The organism is Kitasatospora sp. NPDC048296 (genome assembly GCF_043201815.1).
GTDB lineage: Bacteria > Actinomycetota > Actinomycetes > Streptomycetales > Streptomycetaceae > Kitasatospora.
Genome location: NZ_JBICZB010000089.1, coordinates 16626 through 28263 on the forward strand (window position 1 = coordinate 16626; position 11638 = coordinate 28263).

At 70.3% G+C, this 11638-nt stretch carries 10 protein-coding genes; 3 read left to right on the forward strand and 7 right to left on the reverse strand.

The window, feature by feature from the left end; genetic code table 11:
- Nucleotides 1-17: 17 nt before the first annotated feature.
- Nucleotides 18-623, reverse strand: coding sequence for a hypothetical protein (locus ACGF12_RS33665; RefSeq protein ID WP_393038742.1), 606 nt, complete (start codon nt 621-623; stop codon nt 18-20).
- A gap of 47 nt (nt 624-670) precedes the next feature.
- Here ACGF12_RS33665 and npdG point away from each other — a divergent pair, with 47 nt between their 5' ends.
- Both npdG and ACGF12_RS33675 read left to right on the forward strand, forming a co-directional pair.
- Nucleotides 671-1363 carry an NADPH-dependent F420 reductase gene (gene npdG / locus ACGF12_RS33670; RefSeq protein ID WP_393038745.1) on the forward strand — a complete coding sequence of 231 codons (693 nt, stop codon included), beginning with the start codon at nt 671-673 and terminating at the stop codon, nt 1361-1363.
- A 113-nt stretch (nt 1364-1476) separates the two neighbouring features.
- A complete protein-coding gene (locus tag ACGF12_RS33675) occupies nt 1477-1668 on the forward strand; it encodes a hypothetical protein (protein ID WP_393038748.1) in 192 nt (63 codons plus the stop codon).
- Here the strand turns inward: ACGF12_RS33675 and ACGF12_RS33680 are convergent.
- On the reverse strand, nt 1665-2480 hold the full coding sequence (locus ACGF12_RS33680) for a site-2 protease family protein (protein WP_393038751.1): 816 nt from the start codon (nt 2478-2480) through the stop codon (nt 1665-1667). The genes ACGF12_RS33675 and ACGF12_RS33680 overlap by 4 nt on opposite strands.
- A 233-nt stretch (nt 2481-2713) precedes the next feature.
- On the opposite strand from ACGF12_RS33680, the gene ACGF12_RS33685 reads away from it, so the two are divergent.
- On the forward strand, nt 2714-6073 hold the full coding sequence (locus ACGF12_RS33685) for an ATP-binding protein (RefSeq protein ID WP_393038754.1): 3360 nt from the start codon (nt 2714-2716) through the stop codon (nt 6071-6073).
- A 150-nt stretch (nt 6074-6223) separates the two neighbouring features.
- Here the strand turns inward: ACGF12_RS33685 and ACGF12_RS33690 are convergent, their stop codons facing one another.
- The 5 genes from ACGF12_RS33690 to ACGF12_RS33710 form a co-directional block, all read right to left on the reverse strand.
- Nucleotides 6224-7039, reverse strand: coding sequence for an ABC transporter permease (locus ACGF12_RS33690; RefSeq protein WP_393038757.1), 816 nt, complete (start codon nt 7037-7039; stop codon nt 6224-6226).
- Complete coding sequence (locus ACGF12_RS33695; RefSeq protein WP_393038760.1) at nt 7036-8061, reverse strand: ATP-binding cassette domain-containing protein; 1026 nt, start codon at nt 8059-8061, stop codon at nt 7036-7038. The genes ACGF12_RS33690 and ACGF12_RS33695 overlap by 4 nt, the downstream gene beginning before the upstream one ends.
- Nucleotides 8062-8731: 670 nt before the next feature.
- Nucleotides 8732-9928 (reverse strand): XRE family transcriptional regulator, encoded by a 1197-nt coding sequence (locus ACGF12_RS33700; protein ID WP_393038763.1) that lies wholly within the window; start codon nt 9926-9928, stop codon nt 8732-8734.
- 42 nt (nt 9929-9970) lie between these two features.
- The gene (locus ACGF12_RS33705; protein WP_393038766.1) at nt 9971-10507 is read right to left on the reverse strand and encodes a hypothetical protein; all 537 of its coding nucleotides are present in this window, start codon (nt 10505-10507) and stop codon (nt 9971-9973) included.
- Between the two features lie 292 nt (nt 10508-10799).
- Nucleotides 10800-11159, reverse strand: a complete 360-nt coding sequence (locus ACGF12_RS33710) for a hypothetical protein (RefSeq protein WP_393038769.1) — start codon at nt 11157-11159, stop codon at nt 10800-10802.
- Nucleotides 11160-11638: the final 479 nt, after the last annotated feature.

The following is an 11638-nucleotide window of genomic DNA, read 5'->3' on the forward strand; positions in this document are numbered from 1 at the left end:
CCTCCGCAACGGGTTTTTCACCAGCGGCTGAGCGAGGGCGCCGAGGTCAGCCGCCCGGCGAGTTCGGCCAGCCGGTCCAGGGCGGAGCGGCGGCCGGCCGGCTGCCCGGCGGCGGCGGTGACCAGGTGCTGGGCGAGGTCGAAGGGCTCCTCGGCGGCGGTGCCGACGGCCAGCCGCTCATGGGCGATGCCGCCGAGGTCGCCCGGTGCGCCGGGGGCGGCGCCGTCGAGCGCGAGGACGGTCGCGCCGTGCCGGCGGGCGTCCTGCACTTGCTCCAGCAGCGGGGCGCCGGCCGCGGCGGGGGCCACCACCAGGACGGTGGCGTCGCGCCGGGCCTCGGCGAGCCGGCGCAGGCCGTGCCCCAGGTGGGCCGGGGCGGCGGGGGGCGGGCGGTGCCGCAAAAGGGTGGGCGCCAGCCGGGGGACGGCCGACCAGGCGGCCTCGTCCTCCAGGTGGGCGGCGAGGTGCCAGGGCTCGTACGCCTCGGTGCCGACCAGCAGCAACTCGCCCGCCCCGCGCCGATCCACCGAACGCCGCAGCGAGCCCGCGAAGCCGCCGACCGCCTCCAGCCAGCCGGTGCCCGCCAGCCGCTCCCGGAGTGCTGAAACTCTCACCGCGTCCATGCGGGCCAGGATGTCGCGCCCGGCCGGGGATTTGGCAGGATCGGCCCATGACTTCCCTCGATTCAGCGACAAACCCGGCCCACGACGCGCCGGATGTCTCGCAGCTGGTGGTCGGCGTCCTCGGCGGCACCGGCGACCAGGGGCGGGGACTGGCCCTGCGGCTGGCCAAGGCCGGCCAGCAGGTGATCATCGGCTCCCGCGACGCCGCCCGGGCCGAGGCCTCGGCCGCCGAGCTGGGCCCGGGCGTGCGCGGCGCCGACAACGCCACCGTCGCCCGGGAGAGCGACGTGGTGATCGTCGCCGTCCCGTGGGACGGCCACGCCGCCACCCTGGCCGCGCTGCGCACGGAGCTGGCCGGAAAGATCGTCGTGGACTGCGTCAACCCGCTCGGCTTCGACAAGCAGGGCGCGTACGCGCTGAAGCCGGAGGAGGGCAGCGCCGCCCAGCAGGCCGCCGCGCTGCTGCCGGACTCCCGGGTCACCGCCGCCTTCCACCACCTCTCGGCGGTGCTGCTGCAGGACGAGTCGGTGGAGCGGATCGACACCGACGTCATGGTGCTCGGCGACGACCGGGCCGCCACCGACGTGGTGCGGGCGCTGGCGGACCTGATCCCCGGCATGCGGGGCATCTTCGCGGGCCGGCTGCGCAACGCCCACCAGGTGGAGGCGCTGGTGGCCAACCTGATCTCGGTCAACCGCCGCTACAAGGCCCACGCGGGCCTGCGGGTCACCGACGTGTGATCGACGGACGTCGTGTCGGCCTCACCCCTGGACCGTCTCCGGAGGTGAGGTCGGCGACAATGGGTGGCGGTCGCAACCCGGCCGTCCGTACCCGCGCCTAGGAGCCCCGCGTCATGCCTCGCACGTCCCTCATCGCCCTGATCGTCACCGTCCTCGCGCTGGCGGCCGCCGTGGTCTCGGTGATCGCGGGCTTCTGGATCGGGCTGATCTGGCTCCCGCTGGCCGGTGTGGCCAGCAACGTGCTGTGGCTGAACCGCCGCAAGGCGAAGCTGGCCGAGGCCGCGACGGCGGCCGAGCAGGACTAGTTCTTCCAGAAGCTGAAGAGGTACCGGCCGACCGTCGCGTAGTCGGTGTCCACGCCGAACAGGTTCATCAGGTCGTGGACGATCCCGAAGAAGAACGAGTTCACCTCGGGCTGCCACAGCAGCGCGAACACCGCGAGCATGCCGTACGGCGCGAACGGCTCGACCGCGCGCCGGGTCTTGACCGAGAGCCAGGGCTCGATGATCCCGTAGCCGTCCAGGCCGGGCACCGGCAGCAGGTTCAGCAGGGCCGCGCTGAGCTGCAGCAGGCCGAGGAAGCCGAGGGCGCAGGCGAAGGGCGAGACGGTCAGCTCGTAGCCGTAGTAGGAGGCGTGCACGGTCGAGTCGTCCAGCCAGCCGGCACCGACCGGGATCAGCAGCGCCGCCGCGAACACCAGGTTCACCAGCGGCCCGGCCGCCGAGATCAGACTGTGCTTGAGCCGGCCCTGGATCCGGTGCCGCTCGATCCACACCGAGCCGCCGGGCAGACCGATGCCGCCGAGGATCACGAAGACGATCGGCAGCACGAAGCTGAGCAGCACGTTGGCGTACTTCAGCGGGTTGAGCGTGAGGTAGCCCTTGGCGCCGACGGTGATGTCGCCGCCGTGCAGCGCGGTGCGCGCGTGGGCGTACTCGTGCAGGCAGAGCGAGACCATCCACCCCGACACCACGAACAGGAACACCCCGAACCGGGCGTTGCCGTAGCCGGCGTACACCGCCCAGGCGGAGGTGCCGAGGGTGGCGAGGAGCACCCAGAACACCGGGCTGATCCGGCGGTCCTCGCTGCGGGATCGCGGCGTGGCGGCGAAGGTCATGGTGGGGGTGCTCCGTGGGCAGAGGGAAGGGGAATACCGGCAGGGACCGATCATGCCGGGCGGGCCGGTGGCCGGACAAGCCGTGTGGGGTGAACGTCCGAGGGCTCGTCCCCGGTTCCGCCGCCGTCCGGGCCGGCCGTGGGAGCCGGCCGTGGGAGTCGGTCGTGGGAGTCGGTCGTGGGAGCCGACACAATTGTGCGGCCCCGCCACCGCCCATCGACCAGAATGGACCGGTGCACTACGGCATCCTCGGGACCACCACGGCCCACCACGACGACGGCACACCGGTCCCGCTCGGCGGCGCCCGGCTGCGGGCCCTGCTCACCGCGCTGGCCCTGCGCCAGGGCCGGCCGGTCCCGGCCGACCTGCTGGTGGACGAGGTGTGGGACGCCGAGCCCCCGCAGGACTCCTCCGCCGCGCTGCAGACCCTGGTCGGCCGGCTGCGCCGCACCATCGGTCGGGAGCGGGTCGGCTCCGGCCCCGCCGGGTACTGGCTGACCGAGCCGGCCACCGACCTCGCCGACTTCCAGCGGCTGAGCGGCGAGGGCCGCCGCGCCCTGGACGCCGGCGACCACGCGCTGGCCGCCGGGCGGCTGCATGCCGCACTCGCCCTGTGGCGCGGCCCGGCCCTGGCCGACCTGTCCGACCGCGCGGGCCCGGCCGCCCGGCTGGAGGCCCAGCGGGACGAGGTCCGCCGCCACCGGATCACCGCCGACCTCGGGCTCGGCCGGGCCGCCGAGCTGGTCGCCGAACTCGCCGAGTTGTGCGAACGGCAGCCGCTGGACGAGCCCCTGCAGCTGCTGATGCTCCGGGCGCTGCACGAGAGCGGCCGCACTGCCGAGGCGCTGCGCCACTACGAGCGCACCAGGCGGGCCCTGGCGGAGGAACTCGGCGTCGACCCCGGTCGTCAACTCCAGTCCGTGCACGCCGAGTTGCTCGCCTCATCGGAGCCTCCGCGGCCCGCCCCGGCGGTGCCGCCCGCGCCGCCCGCGCCAGCCCCGTCGGCCCCCCAACTCCCGCGCGCCGGAAGCAATCTGCGCGGCCGGCTGACCAGCTTCGTCGGCCGCGAGGTCGACATAGCCGCCCTGCGCCGCATGGTGACGGACCGACGGCTGATCACCCTGACCGGCCCCGGCGGCTCCGGCAAGACCAGGATGTCGATCGAGGCCGGCCGCGCCGAACAGTCCGCCGGGCACTGGCCGGACGGCGTCTGGGTGGCCGAACTCGCCTCGCTGGAGAGCCCGGACGCCGTCCCCGCCGCCGTGGTCTCCGCGCTCGGCCTGCGCGAGATCCAGTTGCACAGCGCCAACATGGTCGCCGAGGTGATGGACAAGCGCGCCGAGGACCCGGTGCGCCGGCTGGTCGAGCACTGCGGCCACCGTCGGATGCTGCTGATCCTGGACAACTGCGAGCACCTGATCCAGGCCGCCGCCGACCTCGCCGACGTGCTGCTCGCCGAGTGCCCCGGGCTGACCGTGCTCGCCACCAGCCGCGAGCCGCTCGGCGTGCCCGGCGAGACGGTGCTGCCGGTCGAGCCGCTGCCCGACCCGGTGGCGCTGCGACTGTTCGCCGAGCGCGCCGCCACCGCCCGTCCCGGCTTCGACCCGCAGAGCGACCCGGAGGCCTGCGCCGAGATCTGCCGCCGCCTGGACGGCCTGCCGCTGGCCATCGAACTGGCCGCCGCCCGGCTGCGGGTGATGACTGCCCGTCAGATAGCCGACCGTCTGGACGGCCGCTTCGCACTGCTCACCGCCGGCAGCCGCACCCTGCTGCCGCGCCAGCAGACCCTGCGCGCGGTCGTCGACTGGAGCTGGGACCTGCTGGGCAAGCGGGAGCGGGCGGTGCTGCGGCGCCTGTCGGTGTTCGCTGGCGGCTGGCGGCTGGAGGACGCCGAGGCGCTCTGCGCCGACGGCGCCGAGGTGACCCAGGGTGAGGTCGCCGCCCTGCTGCTGTCCCTGGTCGACAAGTCCCTGCTGGTGGCCGACCTGGACGACGACAGCCTGCCGCGCTACCGGATGCTGGAGACCATCCACGAGTACGCCACCGAGCGGCTGGCGGGGTCCGCCGCCGAGCGCGCCGCCACCGAGGCCGCCCACCTGGCCCACTTCTGCTCCGTCGTCGCCTCCGCCGACCAGGAGGTCCACGGAACCCGGCAGCTGCACTGGCTGGCCGTGCTGGAGCGGGAGCAGGACAACATCCGGGCCGCGCTGCGCCGGGCGGTCGACCGCGGTGACGAGCAGCCGGCGCTGGTCCTCGCCCTCGGCATGAGCTGGTACTGGTCGCTGCGCGGCTACAGCCTGGAGGCCCGCGGCTGGTACACCGCGATCGCGGCCCTGGGCTCGGACCCGTTCGGCCCGGACGTCCCGCCGCCGGTGCCGCTGGAGCGCAACGTGCTCGCGTACGGCCTGCCGATGTCCGACGAGGTGCTCCGGGAGGCCCGCCGGCTGCTCGCGATGTTCCGGCTGCTCGGGCTGTTCGAGGGGAACCTGGACGTGCTCGGCGACCCGGAGGCGGTCGCGGTCGCCCAGTGCCTGACGGACGCCTACACCCCCGAACTGCCGCAGTCCTACCGGTTCCCGGCGCTGATGCGGGTGTTCGGCGCCTTCCTGTCCGGTCGGCTGGACCTGATGAAGGAGCTGCTGGACGACGCGGTCCGCGGCTGCGAGGTGCACGGCGCACCCAACGACCTGGCGTTCATCCTGCAGGCCCGGGCCAGGATGCTGAACGACTGGCCGGACGGCGCGGAGCAGAGCATCCGGGACGGCGAGCGCTCCCTGGAGCTGTACGAGCAGGCCGGCAACCTGTGGGGGGTCTCGCAGGCGCTGGCGGCCCGCGGCGAGTCGCTGGCCAACCGGGGCGAGGCCGAGGCCGCCGCCGCCGCGTACGAGCGGGCGATCGAGCTGGCCGAGGAGCTGGGGGCGCCGCAGGAGGTGCCGCTCCTGAAGGTGCACCTCGGCAGTGCCCTGCTGGAGGACGACCTGGCGCGTGGCGAGTGGGTGATCCGCGAGGCGGTGGAGTCCGTCGGCTCCTCGGGCGCCAACCAGTCCACCACCGGCGCTCTGATGATGGGCCACCTGACGCTCTGCGCCATCCGGGCCCAACGCGGCGACTACCAGGAGGCACTGGCCGAGCTGGACGTTCTCGACGGGATCACGGTGAGCGGCTTCGTGCCGACCATAGTGAAGGGGCTGATGCTCAGTTTCCGGGGCTGGATCACCGCCCGGGCAGGGGAGCCGGAGCGAGGGCTCGCCATGCTGCTCGAGGGCCGCCGGTCGCTGCGGGCGATGACGGCCGCGAGCGGTTTCGCGGACCACATGTCCGGGATGGTGGTGCCCGCGGTGTGCGGGGTGCTCTGCTCCTTCGCCGCGCGCGACGGGGACCTGGGGCGGGCCCGGCTGGCGGCGGTGCTGCAGGGCGCGCAGAGCGGGCTGCACGGCCCGAAGGGTGGCTACCTGGACCGGGTCGAGCACGAGCGGATGGCCGTCCAGCTGCGGGAACTGCTGGGTGACGCCGGGTACGAGGAGGCCCGCGCCGAGGGCGACGGGATGACCCGGCAGCAGACCCACGAGCTGCTGGACGAGTTGATCGGATAGCGGTGGCCGGCCGGCGCCCGTCCCCTGGTCGCCGGCCGACCCCGTCCCCGCGACGCGCGTCCCCGCGACCCGCGTCCTCGCGACCCGCGTCCCCGCGACCCGCGTCCTCGCGACCCGCGTCCTCGCGTCGCGGGGCCTCGCGCCGCTCGCTCAGGTCCGCTTGCGGAAGCGGGCCACCGCGAGCGGGGCGAAGATCGCGGTGGTGGTGACCGACCAGATCAGCACGATCATCACCGGGTGGGCCACCGCCCCCTCGCCGTTGAGCAGGGCGCGGGACGCGTCGGCCAGCGCGGACAGCGGGTTGACCTTGGTGAAGGCCTGGAGCCAGCCGGGCATGGTGTCGGTCGGCGCGAAGATCGAGCTGCCGAACTGCATCGGCATCAGGACCAGCATGGAGACGCCCTGGACGGCCTGGGCGCTGCGCAGCGACATGCCCAGCAGCATCGAGATCCAGACGATCGACATGCCGAACACCAGCGACAGGCCGACCGCGGCCAGCAGCTCCGGCACACCGGTTTTCAGCTCGAAGCCGAGCAGGAAGGCGAAGGTCAGCAGGATCGCGGAGGAGAGCAGCGCCCGCAGCGTCTCCGCCATGATCTTGGACAGCAGCACCGAGGCCCGGCCGATCGGCAGGGTGCGGAAGCGGTCCATCACCCCGGTCTGGAAGTCGCTGTTCAGGCCGGTGCCGACGGCCAGCGCCAGCGTCATGCCGGTCTGCCCGAGCAGCCCGGGGATCATGAACTGCTTGTAGGCGTCCTGGTTCCCGGCGAACATGGCGCCGCCGAAGACGTAGACGAACAGCACCGTGAAGACGATCGGCATCAGCACGGCGTCGAACATCGACTCCGGGTCGGCCTTGATCCGCATCAGGTTGCGCCTGGTCAGCGCGCCGATGTGGCGCATGGTGCCGGCCAGGCCGATCCGGGTGTCCTCCACCCGGGCGGGGGCGAGCGTGGCGGTGGTCATGCGACGGGCTCCTTGACGAGGTCGGCGGCGGGGGCGGTGGCCGCGTCGGTGGTGGGCTTGCCGGTGATGGCGAGGAAGACCTCGTCCAGGCTGGGGACCTTGGTGTCGATGCCGGCGATCGCGAAGCCGCGGGTGCCGAGCACCCCGATCACGGTGGTCAGTTGCTCCTCGTCGGTGAGTGGGACGGCGAGCAGGCCTTCGGCGGCGGAGACGGTGGCGCCGGTGATGCCGGTCTCGTGCAGGCAGCGGGCCATCTCCGGGAGTTCGGCCGGGTGGGCCGGGCGGACCTGGAGGATCTGGCCGCCGACCTTGGCCTTGAGCTCGGCGACGCGGCCGTTGGCGATCACCTTGCCGCGGTCGATGACGGTCAGCTGGCTCGCGAGCTGCTCCGCCTCCTCCATGTACTGGGTGGTCAGCAGCACGGTGCTGCCCTCGGCGACCATCCGCTGCACCTCGTCCCAGACCTCGTTGCGGGTGCGCGGGTCCAGGCCGGTGGTGGGCTCGTCCAGGTAGAGCACCCGGGGGCGGCCGATCATGCTGGCGGCCAGGTCGAGGCGGCGGCGCATGCCGCCGGAGTAGGTCTTGGCGGGCCGCTTGGCGGCCTCGGTGAGGGAGAAGCGCTCCAGCAGTTCGGCGGCCCGGGCCTTGGCCTCGCGGCTGGAGAGGTCGAGCAGCCGGCCGATCAGGTAGAGGTTCTCGTAGCCGGAGAGCAGCTCGTCCACCGAGGCGTACTGGCCGGTCAGGCCGATGGTGCGGCGCAGCTGCTTGGGCTGGCGCAGGACGTCGTAGCCGCCGACGTACGCGGTGCCGGCGTCGGGCTTGATCAGGGTGGAGAGAACGCGGACCAGGGTGGTCTTGCCCGCGCCGTTGGGGCCGAGCAGGGCGAGGACGGTGCCCTCGCGGACGGTGAGGTCGACCCCGTCGAGGGCCTTGGTGGCGCCGTAGTGCTTGACGATGCCGTGCACCTCGACGGCATTCCCGGCGCTTCCCCGCGTGTTCGGGGCGGTGGCGATTCCTGTCATGCCCCCAGGTTGTCCGCCCCGGCTGTCAGCCCCCTGTCACCGGGCCAGGCCTGCTGTCACGCCGCTGTCACCCGGCTGTCAGCGCCGTCCGGGTGGGGCGTCCTCGATCGAGGACGCCCCACTGAAAGAAAAATCAATTTTGAACAAACAGGGAAAGATCGAGCCTGGTCCCTCGGAAATCCGAGGGGCCAGGCTCTAAGAAGATACTCGCGACCTATCGAGGGAAGCTTCCTGGCGATAGGGGATGTCAAAATTAACAGAAGGATGGTCAGCGAAACGGTCCGATCGCCTCGCCTAGGCATCGAGGCGATCGAAATAAATCAAGAAGAGAAATTTTGGTGCTGGCCTCCCTTTTGGAGGAGGCCCGCACCAAAATTAGAGAACAGTCACCAGGGCAAGGATTGCGGCTCCCCTTGGCATGGCCAAGGGGAGCCGCCACGAGAACGTTCCAGGAAATATTGACAAGAAGGGAAGCTTTGGCTCCAGTCCCCGCCCCACCTGGACGGCAGGGCGGGGACTGAGGAAAGAACAGCAGGGGAAAATAGAAGGCGGCGACCTCCTCTGGACGAGGAGGCCGCCGCCTTAAAGGGCACGAGAATTTTAATCGATTAGCAGCTGTGCCCCTCGGTCGGCCGAGGGGCACAGCTGAGGATCCTAGGAGCAACTCCCGCTACTTCTGAATACCGCCCAGCAAAGCATGCCGGTGCCGCCAGGCGAGCCGCAGAAGGGCCGCGCCGGCGGGCTGCATGGGTTCCGTGGCCGTGAGGCGGTCTACCTGCTCAGCGGTGAAGGGAATTCCGGTCGATCGCCCGGTCGCGTCCTCCTGCCCGACGCGGTGGCCTTCGTCGTTGGTGGAGACGATCCGCTGGAACGTCTCGTCGAACAAGTCGGCGTCGAACACGGCCACGGTCAGCATGTCGGTGACGAAGGTCAGCGGATCCATGCCGAGGCCGAGCCAGAAGACCCGCAGTCTCCCGTCTTCGCGAGCGGTCGTGAGTGCCTTGTTGAGCGGCCAGGCCGCGTAGTCGATCGGCGCCTTGTCGCTTCCGTAGTCCTCGGTATCACCGAGCAGTTCCTCGCTCAGCTCCCTGAGGATTGCTCGCCAGAGATCGAAGTCGTTCCCCTCATTCCATGGCGCGTCGTGTGACGCCTGGAACATCCCGACAGGCATGACCTGGTACAGGCCCCCACCGCTGGCGACCTTTTCAGGGTCGCGCCAGTGCAGCACGAACTCGGCTTCGCCGGACGCCCGATCGTTCCGGATGGTCAGGGTGCTCGTCGCCGCCATGACGGGCCGACGCGTGAGGTCGGTCGGATCGGCGATGGATGCGCGGAAGGGCGTTGCCGAAGGGGCCACCGGCTTGTCCGAGCTCGCCAGGAATGCCGCAGCGTACTCGTGCGCGGCGGCCTCGCAGATGTTGATCACGTCGAAGTACTGGCCACGGCCGAAGGTCAGCGTCGGACCAGCGGCTGATGCCTCAACATCAAGCAGGCGGTAGCAGCTTCGGTTCTCGAACAGCCTCGGTTTGGCGAGTTCCCGAACTGCGTCCGCATAGCTTCGGTAGACGCTCCCGTCCTCCCGGTGCGGTCGGATGTGATCGAGCTCTGGCTCACTGCCGTTCAACGGTGCTGCGGGCGCGTCTGGCTTCCAGTTCAGCCGGACGTGCTCCAGCGGCACCGGCTGTTCCGAAATCCAGTGCTGTCGGGCCAGAAGGGGTGTCCCCGGGATGAGACTCTCGGGCGTGTTCTCTGCCAGCAGCCGAGCGGTCAACGCGTAACGCTGATCGTTCAGGAAGCTGCGCACCCGTCGCCACTGCTCTCGACTGTCGAGTGGGGTGGGCTGGTCATCCACGGGCGCGCTGGGCACGATGCTCCTTCTTTGCATGTGGGCGCGACGCCTTGCGGTTGGCTACGAGCCGAGCAGTAGGTCGCGGTACTTCCAGGCTAGGGCCAAGCATGACGCGCCCGGCGGCGCCATGGGCTCATTTCTGATGAACTGTAGGACGTTCTGCTCGGTGAACGGGATGCCGGCAGAGGTGTCCTGGCCGTTCCACTCTGTGACGGTCACCCCCTCGGCGTTGGTCTTAACGACCTCGCCGAACAACTCCTCGAACACCTCATCTTCGATCACGAGCGTTGTCGGGATGGTTGCCGCCAACGTGAGCGCGTCACAGCCCACGCCGAAGCAGTACAACCGGATTCTCCGGGTTCGCCGGGCTCGCTCAAGCGCACGGTAGAGCGGCCATCGATCGTAATCCAGCGGCCGGCTACCGGAACCGTCGTACTCAGGCGCACCCAGCAGTTCCTCGTTGAGTTCCCTGACCATGTTGCGCCACAGGTCGAAGTCGCTGCCCGCAGGGTCGCCGGCGATGGCGCTCGGCTGGACACACCCGCAAGCTGAGGGGTGGATATCAGGGCCGTTGAGCGTGGGCCTCAGTTTGGCCATCGAGGGTATTAAATAAACCAGGATATCGAAATCTCGATCGCCCGTCTCGCCGCCGAGGCGAGACGGGCGATCGAGAGAGAAGTAAAGAAAAAGAAGAATGGCGCCGGCCTCCTCGAACGAGTAGGCCGGTGCCAAAATACAGCAGATGAGCCAGTCGACAGCTGTGCCCCCTTGGCGAGTCAAGGGGGTACCGCGAACCAAAGCGTTTGGCGAATTTGTTCAGAGGTTTGACTCTGGGCCCTCGTTGAAGGAGGACAACACGCTGGGCTTTGAGCTGTCAACGAGCGGATATTCAGATCGTCTGCTCGATGTGTTCAAAGATGTCGGAGTCCGTCTTCTTTTGCCAGTCCGGCAGGTCATCCCAGTCGGCAACGTAGCTCGGCTTCGGGTCCGGAATGTGCTTGTGGATCTGGGCGATCCAGCACAGGGCGACGAAGCGTCCCTTCTGCTCCCGGGTGAGCTTGGCGGTTGTGCCGCCGCTCACAGCGACGAAGTCCCGAACCTGGCCGAACACGGCGGCAGCCGACTGGCGTTCCCAATCCGGAGTCTCTTCCCAAGGAGTGATGTAGCCCGGTTTCGGCTCGCCGGGGAAGTGCTTCTTGACCCCGGTGATCCATGCCTCACGGAAGATCCGGCCGTCCTCGTTCTCCATGCTCAGTCCTCTCGTCGTCCGTTCAGGATGGGATCGCGGGCAGACTCGCGATCTGGTTGCTCAGGGCAGCGATGCGTCGGTCGGCCGTGAGCGGTTCCAGCTGCCCTTGCAGCTCCCGCAGCTTGCGGCAGACATACCCTGATCCGCTCTGCTGGGCTAGCGTCAAGGCTTCACCGGCGTAGCACAGTAGGTGATCACTGTCCCTCCGCTGAACCCCCAGCATTGCGAGATCAGTGAGAACGCTCCCCCGACGCCGGACGGAGAGAGTCTGGCTCAATGCCTCGGTGAGGGACTTCTCCGCGAGATCAGGTCTGCCGAGCCGGATGTAGCAGGTGCCTCGTTCCTCGGCCAGCCGGGAGCCGTCGAACCGTAGCCAACCGCCATTGAGGACGTTTCATCGTGATTCGTGCAGGTCATCGGCCCTGGTGTGGCGAGCCGTTGGGATGCTCGCGCAGTTCATCACGGTGATCACCGCGCGG